The following is a 14,959-nucleotide window of genomic DNA, read 5'->3' as shown; positions in this document are numbered from 1 at the left end:
TATTTTTTTAAATTATTTTTCTTTATTTAAGATGTCTTTAAGTGCTTCAAAGCCTTTTTGGTTATCTACATTGAAAACAGATTGCATCAGATCTTTCTTCTCTCTGCCGGTAAGATGAAAATTTAAAGCGGCAGATTTATCTTTATCCTGAGGCACATATTGCAGTGTTATTTTTTTAAGTTTTCCTCCGGGAAAAGCATCTCCTACATAGTCGGCAAGATAAGACTGATGATAGGTCTGGAAGCCGCTCCATTTTTGTTGAATGGCAAACATCGGGTCGAACAGCATAGAAGCCATTGAGTTTTCAACATCATTTTCCGATGGTTCGTTTGCCTTGGTATCTCTGATTTGTAAAAAAATGATTTCGCCGGCATTTTCATTCATCCAGTCTTTAAAAGTACAGAGATAGCGCATGCTGCTTTCTGTTCCGAAATTATCCCTAAGCCCTGCATCCATCACATTCATTTCCGGATAGGACGGAAGTTTTACCACAGGCAATACAATCGGGAATGTAGCGCTCATTCGTAAAGCTGACATGATCTGCATATCCATCGGATCCTGATTTTTAAAGAATGCTGCGAAATCTACAGCATCTATAATGGGATTTGGATTGCCAAGACTATTTACAGAACGGGTAAGATAGCTGACTGGTTGCGGGGAAATCAATATCCTGCGTGCATCATTAATAATAGTACCGTTAATCAGTAACATCGGCGATAATCCGCTTGCCTCATATCCTTTATAATCTTTCAGTGTATAGTTCAGCAAGCCCTTTGAGTTAGATGCAAGCTCTTTATCAAAAGCATAGCCTCTGTCTTTATTGAATCTTTTGCCTGCAATGGTTATTTTATTGAAAGGCGATATGATGTCCACACACGCCAGAGAAAATATAACAGCATTCAGTAAGTCTTTCCCGACTAATTGCTGATATGCAGGATTGTATGGCTGCTCTATTTTTCCTAATGCAGCCTGAGTATGAACAGAACGCCAGTAGGCAGCGCCAATCATGCCACCTGAAGCACCCGTTATAAAAACATTGTGCCTGAATAATTGACCATGCGTTATGCTGTCGGCATATTGCAGGCAGCGAAAAGTCCAGTAGGATGCACGTGAACCGCCACCACTCACACTTATGATTACTAACGGCGGCTTTGATGTTGAACCTGAAGAATCTTTACCTGCTTTTTGTTTCCATAATTCCAGCCTGTGTATTTCGGTATTTTTATCTTTTAAATAAGCAGAATCAGTAAATGTATTTTTAAGATTGCTGTAGTTGTATGCAGGAGCAGCTTTGTAATCGTATTTCATGCCAAATGCAATACTTCTTAAATCAAAAAGGCCGTGTCCTGCCAAATAACTTGCAAGACCGAAAATGCATATCCAGCCAATGATTTCCCAGCTTTGTAAATAATATTTAAAAGCTCCTACAGCGCAAAGCATGATACTGAATAATATCATGAAACCCGCAGCAGCCGGTATTCTCAGGAAAGGATTATCCATAAAAATACCAAGAAGCAGAATGAGAACAATAGCAATGAAGATTGCAAAGACCGCATTACGATGGTGGCGGCGCAAAACCATATTCAGGAACCTGCGATTGTATTCATAAGGCGTTTTTATTTTCTCTATCCGGAAAATATGCGTCATATAACTGTCGGCCCTTACCAGCTCAAATTCATTATCAAGCGAATCATAAGGAATAATTTCCCTGATGATAGAAGGATTCGCAACATTGCTTAAAAGTATTTTGAGGATATTTCTATCGGCCCTGAAAAAATAAAAGAAGGATAACAAAAGCATGATAATATACCCCATGTAAAAAGCAAATAAATTCATTATGATTGTCAACGTCGGAGCGCCTTCATTAATCATCAGATACCTTGCTGTTACTATTCCGTAAGTAATGAGAAAGCTTAACGGAATAATGGAATTGTTGATGCAATATTTTAAAAAAGCATGGTGTGTAGAACCGAGAAAAGGCACCCTTTTACTATGAATAATGAAAGTAGTGATGTGCCAGCTCATTGCAAATATTGCAATGCAACCGCCTAAAAGAAAAAAGCTGTTCGGGCTTATAGCCCCCATGTACTCAGGAGAAACAAATAACGATTGCGCGCCGAAATGAGTAGCTAGGTTTCCGGTAACCGCAGCGAAAAGCATCAGCCAGAAAATTAGGATCATCTGATACTTTCGGAAGTGCAATAACAGCAGCTGCACAGGAAGGAAACGGAAAAAAGGTTGCAGACGTTCACGCATACATGCTTAAGGTATTTTGCTATTAAGGTAAGCATAATTAACGGAATTAGAACGTTTGCCCTGATGCAATCACAATCAGCCTTCCCAAAGATTCAGGCCTTTAAATCCTGTATCTTTTGTTTAAAGGTAAATTATTACTTGTAGTGACGTTATATTTATAGCATACTATTATCTTTGTTACGTTAACCTTACGAAAAATATGGCGCAACATATTCTTATTATAGATGATGAAAGAAGCATCAGAAGTACTTTATCCGAAATTTTAAGTTTTGAAGGATATCAGATCTCCGAAGCTTCAGACGGCATAGAAGCATTGAAATTGATTTCAGGAGATACCCATTACGATTGCATTCTTTGTGATATTAAGATGCCGAAAGCAGATGGTATTGAAGTATTGGAAAAAACCAAAGAGATGCAACCTGATACGCCATTCATCGTAATCTCAGGTCATGGTAATATTGAAACTGCCGTAGAAGCGGTACGCAAAGGAGCATTTGATTATATATCAAAGCCACCCGATCTGAACCGTTTGCTTATTACCTTGCGCAATGCAATGGAGAAAAAGACTTTGGTAGCAGAAACAAAAACATTGAAGAAAAAAATCTCTAAAGGCTATGAAATTATTGGAGATTCAGATGCGCTGAAAGCTATTTTAGAAATCGTTGAAAAAGTTGCGCCTACCGATGCCCGTGTTTTAATTACCGGAAGCAACGGTTCAGGCAAAGAACTGATTGCAAGAAGAATCCATGATTTCAGTAGCAGGAATAAGTCATCCATTGTGGAAGTAAACTGTGCTGCAATTCCCTCTGAGCTTATAGAAAGCGAATTATTCGGACATGAAAAAGGTTCTTTCACATCAGCGATTAAGCAACGCATTGGTAAATTCGAACAGGCTGACGGAGGTACTTTATTTTTGGACGAGATTGGTGATATGAGCTTGTCCGCTCAGGCAAAAGTGTTGCGGGCTTTGCAGGAAGGTAAAATTACGCGTGTAGGCGGTGATAAGGAAATCAGTGTAAACGTAAGAGTAATAGCTGCTACTAATAAAGATTTGAAAGCCGCCATTGCCGAGGGGAAATTCAGAGAAGATTTATATCACCGCCTTGGTGTCATCTTATTGCATGTGCCGTCTTTAAACGAACGCAAAGAGGACATAAAGGCATTGTCGGAACATTTTTTGAAACAGATTTGCGAAGAATACGGAATGCCGGAGAAAATGATTGACGATTCGGCTATTGAAATGTTGAAGACGCATAACTGGACAGGTAATATACGTGAACTCCGGAATGTTATTGAACGTCTGATAATATTATCTGATAAGGTTATTACAAGTCAGAATGTCGAAAAATATATTTTTCTTAAATAATCCCGAAGGCCTGCTTGAGCATATTTAAGCAGGTTTTTTTTAATTCTTTTGTGAAGCTAAAAATTATGGAACCAAAAAATAACGCCGGAAAATTGCATCGTGCCTGGAGCATGTATGATTGGGCTAACTCAGCTTATAATCTGGTCATTACTTCTACTATTTTCCCGGCCTATTACGATGCTATTACTACAACTAAAGATGTTTCCGGAAACATTATTGGTAATAATGTAATGTTCTTTGGATATAAAATTGATAGTGCCGCCTTATATACTTACGCTATTGCATTTGCTTATCTGGTAATTGCTATTGCATCTCCCATTCTCTCTTCAATCGCAGACTATAAAGGAAACAAAAAGAGCTTCATGAAGTTCTTTTGTTATATAGGGAGCCTTGCTTGTTGTGCTTTATACTTTTTTACAAAAGATACCCTGTCCCTTGGCATTATATGTTGTGTTATTGCAGCAATAGGTTATTGCGGAAGCCTTGTGTTTTACAATGCATATCTGCCTGAAATCGCCGTTGAATCTGAACAAGATAAAGTAAGTGCTCAGGGCTTTGCTTACGGATATTTTGGAAGCGTCATTTTGCAGGTTATTTGTTTTGTATTTGTGTTGGTGAAACCATTTGAAATGGATGCAGGTTTTGCTTCAAGATTATCATTTTTGTTAGTAGGATTATGGTGGATGGGTTTTGCTCAAATTCCTTTTGCAGTTTTACCTAAGAACAAAACTTTACATGCCAAAAACAATGTAAATATTCTTTCTAATGGATTTTTAGAGTTAAAAAAAGTCTGGAAGCAAGTAAGGCAAATGCCCGTTTTGCGTAACTATCTTGGCGCATTCTTCTTTTATAGTATGGGTGTGCAAACAGTAATGTTGGCGGCCACATTGTTCGGAAGTCAGGTATTACATCTGGCGGCAGAAAAATTAATTATTTGTATTTTACTGATACAGATTGTAGCTATTGCAGGCTCTTATTTAATGGCAAAGCTTTCAGCTATTTTAGGTAATATTAAAGTCTTAATGATAACCGTAACAGTGTGGATTCTTATCTGTATCATAGCTTATTTTATAATGACAGATATAGGCTTCTACATTGTTGCTATTTTGGTTGGTTTTGTTATGGGTGGTATCCAATCATTAAGCCGTTCAACTTATTCTAAATTAATGCCAGAAACCAACGATACGACATCGTTTTTCAGCTTTTATGATGTTACGGAGAAAGTAGCCATTGTAATTGGGATGTTCTCTTTCGGATTGATTGAACACATTACCGGCAATATGCGTAATTCTATTTTTGCACTGACTATTTTCTTTGCATTCGGGTTTCTGTTTCTGTTATTTGCCCAACGAAAATATAGTCGTTCTGTACAGCAGCAATTATAATTGCTTAAGCCATGAGTTATATACTTAAATGGGTTTTAATGATAGGGTTTATAATATCTGCGCTATTCGAGTTCGGTTGTGTTTTCTATAAAAAACGGCCGAGACGTTTGTTGAAGGAAGTTGTAGAAAATGGCCAGACCTTTGATGCGGTTATTGTTCCGGGTGCTCCATTTAAAAATAATACATGGGACAGCGTAATGAAGGGCAGGGTAATATGGAGTTATGTTCTGTATAAAAACGGCATTGTAAGAAATGTAATTTATTCCGGTGGCGCTGTGTATTCACCTTATTACGAAGCAAAAATTATGGGTTTATATGCTATGCAATTAGGTATTCCTGCTGAACATATTTTTTATGATACAATGGCTGAACATAGCACGGAGAACATTTACTATTCTTATGGATTAGCACGGAATGCAGGATTTAAAAGTATTGCGCTGGCAACCGATCCGTTTCAATCCTCTATGTTGAAAGCCTTTACAAAAAAGCGTTTTGCAACTCCTGTTGTTCATTTGCCATTTGTAATAGATTCATTGAGGCAATACAATTATCTTTCTCCTGAAATAAATCCTGCACCTGCATTTCAGAAACATTTTAAATCCATAACAGAGCGGCAGGGTTTTTGGGAAAGGCTGCGCGGCACGAGAGGAAAATATATTCCTTTTGATAAATATCCTGATGGTATAGTACCGGCATTGTAAATGCTTTTCTGCCGTATAATACCTCGATTGGCAATAATAAATTGTTGCAAAATATAGACGAACTTTAGTATATTGCAGTTATTCATTTTAAAAATTTTATTCCGTCAAAGTATGAAAATAACTGTAGTAGGCGCAGGTGCCGTAGGCGCTACATGTGCCGATAACATTGCTCGCAGAGAGTTAGCTGAAGAACTGGTATTATTAGATATTAAAGAAGGTTTTGCTGAAGGTAAGGCGCAGGACATGATGCAAACCGCAGCCTTGTTAGGCTTCGACACAAAAATTACCGGTACCACCGGCGATTATTCCAAAACAGCAAATTCAGATGTTGTTGTAGTTACTTCAGGCTTGCCACGTAAGCCGGGTATGACTCGTGAAGAATTAATCGGAACGAATGCACGCATTGTTGAAGACGTTGCCAAAAATATTTTGAAATATTCACCGGATGCCATCTTTGTCATAATATCCAATCCTATGGATACCATGACTTACCTTACATTGAAAAGTACAGGTATTCCGAAGAACAGAATTATAGGTATGGGTGGTGCACTGGACAGTGCAAGATTCAAATATCAATTATGTCGTCATCTTGGCGCAAGCCCGCGCGATTTGAACGCAGTAGTTATTGGCGGACACGGTGATACTACAATGATACCGTTGATTAATTTTGCAACATGGAATAGTGTTCCTGTTACTCATTTCCTTACGGAAGAACAGCAAAAACAAATTGTTGACGACACGATGGTAGGTGGCGCTACACTTACCAAATTGCTTGGCACATCTGCATGGTATGCTCCCGGAGCTGCAGGAGCAGCAGTGGTTGAGTCCATTGTGCGTGACCAGAAAAAACTAATTACTTCCTGTGTTTATCTTGAAGGTGAATATGGTCAATCTGATATATGTTTAGGCGTTCCGGTTATTATCGGAAAAAATGGCTGGGAGAAAATCCTTGATTTCAAATTGAGTGCAGACGAACAGGCATTGTTTGATAAATCAGCAGAAGCTGTAAGAAGTATGAACGATGTATTGAGCACATTGGCAAACTAATATTTAAGCTTTGTAAAATAGAGAAACCCTTCATGAAGATGAAGGGTTTCTCTATTTTATTGAGAGCTATTTTCTGTCGTCAATTATCTTACTACTGTAACATCGCCCTTTAAGTGAATTTCACCTTTAGCGGGATCTTCGGGTATGGCATCTATCAGATAATAATACACACCCACATCTGCTGCTTTGCCGTTGTAAGTACCATTCCAGCTATCTTCCAGATTATAGGATTTGTAAATCATTTGTCCCCAGCGGTTATATATCATTAGCTTGTACTTATACATAACGCAAGTCGGTGTGATTTTGAAAACATCATTATTGCCATCGTCATTTGGTGTAAAGGCATTTGGTACAAAAAGACAATAATTGCATTTTACGAAATCAAGATAGACCGAATCCGATGTTGAACCACAAATATTTGTTGCTGTAAGAACATAATTACCTGTTTCCCGTCCAACAATACAACAAACAGTATCGCCGGTATTCCAGTTGTATCCGGTAAATGATTCCTGAACGTCAGGACTAAGCGGAATAGGAATACCCTGACAAACTAATGTATCGGTTCTAAGTTTAAAAACAGGCAATGGAACCTCCGGTACATTAAATTCAATATTTTTACCACAACCCTGGGCATTTCTTATGTGAAGCCTATATATGCCCGCCGCAATATTTAACAAAGAATCGCCACTTGTACTATTTACATTTCTTAATTGTGTTTCACCCGCATCTTCCCATTTATAGCTGTAATCTATCGTTACGCCATTACTTGGAACAGCCCATGCTTTACCATTTGTTTCCCCGATACATGCATTAAAAGTGCCAGTATCAAACGGAACCGGATGTGGAATAATAGTAACAGTATATGCAATGGTTTTTTTCGAAGCTAAAGGACATCCGTCATCGCTATAAGTAATATAGAATATATAATTTCCGGGTGCAGCATCAGTTAAATTCCAGGTAAAATGGGCAGTCGGGTGATTTGTATTATTGTTGTCGATTGTAATGGAAGCGGCGGGAGGTAAATTTGAAAAAGTAACAGTAACATTATCAGAATTAGGATCAACACAGTCAATTTCAAAACCAACATCCTCAACCTGTCCCTCACAAACCGACAAACGTATATTGCCTGCAGCATCAAGTGTTGTGCTTGCATTTTGAATATTACTTACGGGCGAATTGGGAGCGTCGTTATTACAATTATCAAGAATGACAAAGGTCATCTCACGCATGCTGCTGCCGATTTTTATGCCGTCTCTGTATTCTTCTACCAGATTTGTTACAAGACAATTTCTAACAAGGTTTGGCGTAAAAGACATTTGCCCGTTAAAGTCGCTGAAAAAGAAATTGCCTGCAGCAGTTGGTAACGGAAGTTGAGCAGTAAAGGGCGGTACATAATCAACATTAAATACCTGTGCGGAATTTTGTGTTGTGGACTTTGCCGGAATCAATGTAAAATGCAGCGAATCATTTTCTACATCTGTAGCCCCCAATGTATAATTTGCAGCCTTATTCAGACAAAAGAAAGGTGTAGGAGGAGATGAAAATGTAGTGGAATTGTTGTTGGCAACAGTATTGTTCAATGTTGCCTCCAGATACATGAGAGAGCCTGTGCCACCCGGTGAATTATCAATTACGGCATTTTGAATAATAGAGCTTCTTCCTGCAGAAGTAGGCGGGTTCGTAGACATATCGCCTTTAAAAACAAAACGCCAGTCAGGGTATATACCCGGAAGTGTAAAGTTTCTGCTGTAAACAAATTTCTTGATGCCGGGAATAGGGTTATCAATGTTAATGCACGTAGTGTTATTGGCTTCGTCAGGACAAACCGGCGTTATTTCAATATCGCTTAATAATGCATCATAGTCTAATCTTTGAGTGAATATAACCGCATCACCTTTTAATAAAGAAACACTTGGGTCTGCACCCGCTAAAGCGCTGAAAGCCTGGCCGGGAAGATTGGAGGAACAATCGGCAAAAAATGTAAGTGTGACCTTATAAACAGAACTGGTGCCTGAATTTGAAACAAAGCTGTAATTTATCTCTCCGCCTAATAAATGGTTGGCCCGGGCTGTGGTGGCTATTGCCATTAAGGCAATAATTGTATAGACGAATCTGAAAAACGATTTCATGATATTTGAATTTGGCCTTGCTTATTTGTTCTTTAATAGGTCATTATAACCTTTAGTATCTGCTAAAACATCAAGCGCTTTTTGTAACACATCGTCTTCGTATTTCAAACGATTGATAGCCCTTCCTTTTTGGAAATAATAACGACTTACAATCTCATTACTCAATAAAAAAGTAATTTCCTTTTTGCTGTTTTGTAAATCCTGTTTCTTGTCATGATATAATTTGGCAGCTAAAGCATTGTACTCATTCTTCGCGTTGTCAAATGTTTTATTCTTTACAGAGACAGCTTTCAGGCTATCCATCAGTATTTCGCCATCTGTTTTATAACCATAATCTTTGTTCTCAAGCCATTTCTGAAAGTCGGTAAAATCGGCATCCGTTATTGTGAAAGTTGCAGCCGATTCTATAGACGGATGCTTGTAATAGTATTCGGTAACATAGTCGAAGATGTAATTATTACGTAGTAACGACAAGCTGATAGGGCTGAGCGTAATATCTTCCATTTTAATATCCGGTTCTATGCCTCCTCCGTCATAAACAGTACGCCCGCCTTTAGTCTTAAAAGGTTTTTTCAAAGAGTCAGGAACAATAGAAACACTGCCGTCTTCATTACGATGCGAATAATCCAATGCCTGAATGCATCTTCCCGAAGGTGTATAATATTTTGCAGTGGTAATCTTCAATCTTGTATTATAGCCTAAAGGCCTTACGTTCTGAACAAGACCTTTCCCATACGAGCGTGTTCCGATAATAACACCCCTATCCAGATCCTGAGTCGTTCCCGAAACTATTTCTGATGCGGATGCAGAACCGTGGTTGACCAATACAGCCATCGGAATATTCAAATCCCAGGGGTTGCCCGTTGTTTTAAATTCCTTTTGCCATTCTGCGTTTTTTCCACGTGTACTCACCACCAATTGTCCTTTATCGTTGAAAAGGTTAACAATCTTAACTGCTTCATCCAGTAAGCCACCCGGATTGCCGCGCAAATCCAATATAACTCCCTTCAGTTCAGGGTTTGCAGCTTTTAAGCTGTCCAGTGCATTGCGTACATCCCTGCTGCAATTGGGCGTGAATTGTGTAAGGAAAACATAGGCAATATTGTTTTTCTCGCCAATCAGGTTTGCGTAAGGAACACTGGATATTTGTATTTCTTCGCGGGTAATGGTTTTTGTTTCTTCTTTTTTGGTTAAAGGATTTCTGGTAGTCATTTTGAGCATAGTGCCCGGTGCGCCCCGCATCAATATTGCGAGGTCTTCATCATCCTTTCCTTTTATGCGCTGTCCGTCAATCGCCACAATAATATCGCCCGCTTTAATACCGGCTTTGGCAACAGGACCATTTTCAAACAATTCTGCAATGACAAATTCGCCATTCACAACTTTTGTAGAAACACCTATCCCGCTGTATTTGCCCGTTGTCTGCAATTGATAATCTTCTGCGTCTGCTTCGGTAATCAGATTAGTGTATGGGTCCAAATCATTCAACATAGCATCCACACCCGTTTTTACCATTTTGCCGGGTTGAATCGGATCCACATAATATTGGTTCAATTCTTTAAATACATTGGAGAAAATTTCAAGATTTTTAGATATCTCAAAGTATTTGTCGCTTGGGTCATTGTCTTGTGCCTTCAGTGGTGAATGTAACAGACAAAAAGAGGTAGCCATAGTCCAGCCTAAAGTTCTTACTGCTTTCCGGTGATTGCTCATGAGGGAATTTTATCTTGAATTTAATAAGCAAATTAACGATTTTTGCGCAATCTGCTCAAATATTATCGCACCACACGCATTGAAACGTATCGTCATCATCGGCCCCGAATCTACAGGAAAGAGTACGCTGACTCAGCAACTTGCCCGGCATTTCAATGCTACAGGTATAGACGAATATGCAAGGACGTACCTTAGAGATATTGACCGCCGATATGTTCAACAGGATTTATTGGCGATTGGAAAAGGACAAACAGCGCTTGAAGATGCTGTTGCAAAGAATACCAATAGTAAATGGTTGTTCTGTGATACCGATTTGTACGTCCTGAAAGTCTGGAGCGAAAGCAAATACGGTACCTGCGATGAATGGATATTACAAGAAATAGCTCAGCGAAAATACGATCTCTATATTCTTACGGACATTGATATGCCCTGGGAAGATGACCCTTTACGGGAGCATCCGGAACCTGAAATGCGGCAGCATTTTTTCGATATTTACAAAGACATTGTGATTCAGTCGGGTGTCCCGTTTGTAATAGTGCAGGGAAATGAACAGGAAAGACTGAAAAGAGCTATACAGGCGATTTTAATGTTGGAAATAGATATGTAACATGGTCATTATGCCATAGACTCTGGATAATTATGATAGCGAAAGATGGTTATTATACCATAGAATTGGGGTAATTCTGATAGCGTAAGGGGAATTGTAGTTGTTGTCACCACCGGATGATTTTTGTAAAATTTAAAACCCTGAAAGCTAAAGCTTTCAGGGTTTTAAAATATTATTCTGGTAAACTGATTAACCGTTATTTGCCTGACGCGTCCATTCAGCATGTCCTTTGTCTTCATAATTGGCCCAAACCAAACAAGCATGTCCGATGACTGTCAATGCCCATGCTGCTGTAATCCATGCCGGCCAAGGATAAACCCAACCCACTTTTCCATGATAGCATATGTACCATAAAATTGTGTTTGCAATTGCGAATACGACTAAGTGTATCAACCAACCGCTAACTTGTTTGCCGGTTGCAGGTAATTTTTTTGGCATTCCTTTGTATTTTTAGAATTAAACATTGCAAAGATAATAAGTAGGATTGTTTTTCAAAAAACAATTTCAAAAAACATTGGTATTACAATATTTCCGCTCTTTCAGTTTCAATGTAATTTCTCACGATGGCATCAAATTCGTGTTGATTATGTAAAAAAGCAATTTTAATGGGAAGAATCGCAATTTTAATATTCCATTGCAGCAATGCTTCTTTGTGAATTTCTAAACGTGTCGCATCTTTTTCTGTTGTTATTATAATTTTATCGGGTTCATTCCAGTTCCGGTAGGTTTGCTTTATTTCTTCCAGATTGGCTTCAGAGAAGAAATGATGGTCCGGATATTTCAGAAGATGAACATTCCGGGCTACGTTTTCTCTTAAAAACTGAAGCATAGGTTCCGGTTTGGCAATGCCCGAAACCATTATTATGTTTGGTTTTGTATTGAAATGAATCTGTTCACCGGTAAAAAAATCAACGACAAAATCATAAGTAATCTTCGAGAAAAAAACGCGCTGATGTTTCTGGGGCCGGATTCTTGAAACGATTTCTTTTTGCGTTTCATTATTAAGGTCAGGACATTTTGAAACCACAATAATATCGGCTCTTTTATAGGCCTTCCTGCTTTCTCTCAGGCTGCCGAAAGGCAAAATAAAATCGCTGTAAAAAGGCCTGGCATAATCCGTAATAAGGATGTTCAGGCCGGGCTTAACAGAGCGGTGTTGAAAAGCGTCATCCAATAAAACAATTTCTGTTTCTTTTCTTTCAGATAACAGTCTGGGGATGCCGGTCATCCTGTCTTCACATACGCTTACGGCTAATTCCGGAAATTTTTTATAAAACTGCATCGGTTCATCGCCAATCATCCATGAATCCGTTTCCCTGTCTGCCAGATAAAATCCCGTTGTTTTTCTTTTATACCCCCGGCTCATGGTCGCCAGTTTATATTCATATTGCAAAAGGCGGATTAGGTATTCTATATGAGGTGTTTTGCCCGTTCCTCCCGTTGAAAGATTGCCAACACAAATAACAGGTACGCTAAACTGAATGGAAGACAGGATGCCATTGTCATAAAGCTTATTACGAAGCCAGACAATAATTCCGTATATAAGCGATAATGGATATAGAATTGGTTTCAGCAACCGTATCAATAGCATCAGAGGGTTCATATAGCTTTCAGGATTGAATACGAAGGTAGGAGATTACCGCTGCAGAGTATAATTTATTGAGGCCTAAATGTTGGAATTTGCCGTGAAAATCTAAATTAATTAATAACATTGGTCATAAAATTTCTATAAAATATCAATATACTGTTAATGGGCAGGTGATTTATATCAACTTATAATAAGAATATACAGTTATAAATGGCCTTTTTAGAGAAAAATATTTAAGCGTAATTGTTTGATAGTAAATTGTTTAATTGATTTATAGAGGTGTAATCTATTTAAAAATACTTTGTATTTGTGTTAAAAAAATTGTTTTAAATACAGGCGCTTAACAATAAGTTTCACAAATGATAACGTAAATTTGCACACGAAAAGGATAAATAATGTAAATGAAAGGAATTATTATTGGTAGCTCGGGTTTGGTCGGAAAAGAATTATTACATCAACTATGTGATAATCCTGCTTTTGACGCCATTACCATTTTAGTCAGAAGACCTTCCGGCATAAAGCATCCCAAAGTAAAAGAAGTTGTTATTGATTTTGAACATCTTGATAATTACAAAGAACATATAAAAGGGGACGTTGTTTTTTCCTGCCTTGGTACTACGAGGTCACAGTCTCCTGACCTGAAAACTTACTATAAAATAGATTACGAATATCCGGTAAAAATTGCCTGGATTGCTACTGAAAATAAGGTAAAGCAATTCCACATTATCTCTGCAGTTGGTGCGAAGGAAAAATCTTCCAATTCTTATTTAAAAGTAAAAGGAGAAACAGAGGTAAATATTTCTGTCATTAAATTTGATTCAACGCATTTTTATCGCCCTTCTATCCTTATCGGAAAAAGAAAAGAACCGCGTACAATGGAACAGATTGGCGTTGCGGCGATGAAGGTTGTTAATCCGTTTTTGTTTGGCGGCGCTAAAAAATACAGAAGCATTGCAGCAGCCGATGTAGCAAAAGCTATGATAGCACAGTCTTTGAAGCATCTGGAAGGTACCTTCTATTATGAATCTGACAAGATTCAGGAAATTGCTGATCAGTTATAGGCTTTTTATATCAATTGAAATTTTTTCAAGGCATATTCCAATATTTTTTCATCAGGATTGAAAGGCTTGACAAGGTCAAGCCCGAGATATTTTATTCCGGCATTAATCAGAATTTTTCTGTTTTCTTCTAATAGGTCATCGGTAAAATTCCAGCCACCCGCTTCCAAAACACAACTTTCAGGAATCAATCCTACAACCTCACAACCAATCGGTTTAACATTCAATGTTGCAGCCAGCGCTTTGCAGACTTCCCAAACTTTTAAGGGTGAAGTAACCCGGTAGTCCAATAAATTCATAGACACCTGCGCCGTATCAAAATCTTCCATAAACCATCCGATGGCGCGTAATTCGGGCAGTATTCCTCCGCTGCTGCTTCTCATCTTTTGTGCTATTTGTTTTGCAATACGTTCATCCCTGGTATTTAATGAAATATTAAAAGCCACCAGGATATTTCGTGCGCCTATAATGGTTGCACCTGTTCTGCTTACCTGCTCCCAGTTATCCGATAATTCATTTCCGGAATCAGGTTTCCATCCGGCCGTTTTTATTTTTTCCTGCAAACGCTCGTATTGTCCTTTTCTTATTTGCGGCAATGTTTTCCGGTGCGGTTCTGTAGCCGAATATTCGTATAGGTAAACCGGAATATTCAATTCATTCGCTACTCTTTCTGCTAATCTTTTTGAATAAGCAACGGCTTCGTCCATGGATATATTTGCCAAAGGCACCAAAGGACAAACATCTGTACTGCCCAGGCGCGGATGCGTACCATGCTGAAAACGCATGTCAATTTTTTCAGCAGCCACTTTGATTGCCTGAAATGCAGCTTCAATAACATTATCAGGATTTCCCGCAAATGTAAAAACTGTTCTGTTTGCAGCAGGACTTGGATCTATATGCAGTAGATACTGATCTTTAACTGATTCAACAGCTTCCCTGATTTCATTGATCACGGCTTCGTTCTGACCTTCACTGAAATTAGGTATGCATTCCAAAAGCGGGAGATTTGCCTGCATGATTATAGTTTTTTGCTATGACCTAAAAGCGTTAAATTTAAGGCATAATACAATACGTTCCTTATTATACCGTATATTAATCGTACCTTCGCG

The 14,959-nt window shown here is 38.5% G+C and carries 12 protein-coding genes; 6 read left to right on the top strand and 6 right to left on the bottom strand.

Going from position 1 to position 14,959, the window contains the following annotated elements; genetic code table 11:
- Positions 1-12: 12 nt before the first annotated feature.
- The gene (locus F0919_RS06075) at positions 13-2,256 is read right to left on the bottom strand and encodes a patatin-like phospholipase family protein (protein WP_190277286.1); all 2,244 of its coding nucleotides are present in this window, start codon (positions 2,254-2,256) and stop codon (positions 13-15) included.
- Positions 2,257-2,455: 199 nt separating this feature from the next.
- On the opposite strand from F0919_RS06075, the gene F0919_RS06070 reads away from it, so the two are divergent.
- From F0919_RS06070 to mdh, 4 genes are all read left to right on the top strand, one after another.
- Entirely contained in the window at positions 2,456-3,622 is a 1,167-nt protein-coding gene (locus F0919_RS06070) for a sigma-54-dependent transcriptional regulator (RefSeq protein WP_150031811.1), read from the top strand.
- Between the two features lie 65 nt (positions 3,623-3,687).
- Positions 3,688-5,007: an MFS transporter gene (locus F0919_RS06065; protein WP_150031810.1), complete on the top strand. Its 1,320-nt coding sequence runs from the start codon at positions 3,688-3,690 to the stop codon at positions 5,005-5,007.
- A gap of 11 nt (positions 5,008-5,018) precedes the next feature.
- Positions 5,019-5,708, top strand: coding sequence for a YdcF family protein (locus F0919_RS06060; RefSeq protein ID WP_235903464.1), 690 nt, complete (start codon positions 5,019-5,021; stop codon positions 5,706-5,708).
- Positions 5,709-5,819: 111 nt separating this feature from the next.
- Positions 5,820-6,755, top strand: coding sequence for a malate dehydrogenase (gene mdh, locus F0919_RS06055; RefSeq protein ID WP_150031809.1), 936 nt, complete (start codon positions 5,820-5,822; stop codon positions 6,753-6,755).
- 83 nt (positions 6,756-6,838) lie between these two features.
- Here mdh and F0919_RS06050 read toward each other — a convergent pair whose 3' ends face one another.
- Together F0919_RS06050 and F0919_RS06045 are read right to left on the bottom strand one after the other, a co-directional pair.
- Positions 6,839-8,884 carry a gliding motility-associated C-terminal domain-containing protein gene (locus F0919_RS06050; protein ID WP_150031808.1) on the bottom strand — a complete coding sequence of 682 codons (2,046 nt, stop codon included), beginning with the start codon at positions 8,882-8,884 and terminating at the stop codon, positions 6,839-6,841.
- Positions 8,885-8,905: 21 nt separating this feature from the next.
- Positions 8,906-10,597, bottom strand: coding sequence for a S41 family peptidase (locus F0919_RS06045; protein ID WP_150031807.1), 1,692 nt, complete (start codon positions 10,595-10,597; stop codon positions 8,906-8,908).
- A 79-nt stretch (positions 10,598-10,676) separates the two neighbouring features.
- Here F0919_RS06045 and F0919_RS06040 point away from each other — a divergent pair, with 79 nt between their 5' ends.
- Positions 10,677-11,204 (top strand): AAA family ATPase, encoded by a 528-nt coding sequence (locus F0919_RS06040; protein ID WP_216629374.1) that lies wholly within the window; start codon positions 10,677-10,679, stop codon positions 11,202-11,204.
- A 189-nt stretch (positions 11,205-11,393) separates the two neighbouring features.
- On the opposite strand, the gene F0919_RS06035 is transcribed toward F0919_RS06040, so the two are convergent.
- On the bottom strand, positions 11,394-11,642 hold the full coding sequence (locus F0919_RS06035; protein ID WP_150031805.1) for a 2TM domain-containing protein: 249 nt from the start codon (positions 11,640-11,642) through the stop codon (positions 11,394-11,396).
- Positions 11,643-11,724: 82 nt separating this feature from the next.
- Entirely contained in the window at positions 11,725-12,807 is a 1,083-nt protein-coding gene (gene lpxK / locus F0919_RS06030; RefSeq protein ID WP_150031804.1) for a tetraacyldisaccharide 4'-kinase, read from the bottom strand.
- Positions 12,808-13,193: 386 nt separating this feature from the next.
- Here lpxK and F0919_RS06025 point away from each other — a divergent pair, with 386 nt between their 5' ends.
- A complete protein-coding gene (locus F0919_RS06025; RefSeq protein WP_150031803.1) occupies positions 13,194-13,853 on the top strand; it encodes an NAD(P)H-binding protein in 660 nt (219 codons plus the stop codon).
- 5 nt (positions 13,854-13,858) lie between these two features.
- Here F0919_RS06025 and ftcD read toward each other — a convergent pair whose 3' ends face one another.
- Positions 13,859-14,866, bottom strand: coding sequence for a glutamate formimidoyltransferase (gene ftcD / locus F0919_RS06020; protein WP_150031802.1), 1,008 nt, complete (start codon positions 14,864-14,866; stop codon positions 13,859-13,861).
- Between the last annotated feature and the right edge of the window lie 93 nt (positions 14,867-14,959).

Origin of the sequence: Taibaiella lutea (assembly GCF_008629695.1) — a bacterium.
Lineage (GTDB): Bacteria > Bacteroidota > Bacteroidia > Chitinophagales > Chitinophagaceae > Taibaiella > Taibaiella lutea.
Note: the sequence above shows the minus strand (reverse complement) of the source record. Positions and strands in the feature narration are given on the sequence as shown.

What these genes read in the sequence shown, in the direction of transcription:
- F0919_RS06075 (WP_190277286.1), bottom strand. Translation starts at nt 2,256, where the DNA reads ATGCGTGAACGTCTGCAACCTTTTTTCCGTTTCCTTCCTGTGCAGCTG.
- F0919_RS06070 (WP_150031811.1), top strand. Translation starts at nt 2,456, where the DNA reads ATGGCGCAACATATTCTTATTATAGATGATGAAAGAAGCATCAGAAGT.
- F0919_RS06065 (WP_150031810.1), top strand. Translation starts at nt 3,688, where the DNA reads ATGGAACCAAAAAATAACGCCGGAAAATTGCATCGTGCCTGGAGCATG.
- F0919_RS06060 (WP_235903464.1), top strand. Translation starts at nt 5,019, where the DNA reads ATGAGTTATATACTTAAATGGGTTTTAATGATAGGGTTTATAATATCT.
- mdh (WP_150031809.1), top strand. Translation starts at nt 5,820, where the DNA reads ATGAAAATAACTGTAGTAGGCGCAGGTGCCGTAGGCGCTACATGTGCC.
- F0919_RS06050 (WP_150031808.1), bottom strand. Translation starts at nt 8,884, where the DNA reads ATGAAATCGTTTTTCAGATTCGTCTATACAATTATTGCCTTAATGGCA.
- F0919_RS06045 (WP_150031807.1), bottom strand. Translation starts at nt 10,597, where the DNA reads ATGAGCAATCACCGGAAAGCAGTAAGAACTTTAGGCTGGACTATGGCT.
- F0919_RS06035 (WP_150031805.1), bottom strand. Translation starts at nt 11,642, where the DNA reads ATGCCAAAAAAATTACCTGCAACCGGCAAACAAGTTAGCGGTTGGTTG.
- lpxK (WP_150031804.1), bottom strand. Translation starts at nt 12,807, where the DNA reads ATGAACCCTCTGATGCTATTGATACGGTTGCTGAAACCAATTCTATAT.
- F0919_RS06025 (WP_150031803.1), top strand. Translation starts at nt 13,194, where the DNA reads ATGAAAGGAATTATTATTGGTAGCTCGGGTTTGGTCGGAAAAGAATTA.
- ftcD (WP_150031802.1), bottom strand. Translation starts at nt 14,866, where the DNA reads ATGCAGGCAAATCTCCCGCTTTTGGAATGCATACCTAATTTCAGTGAA.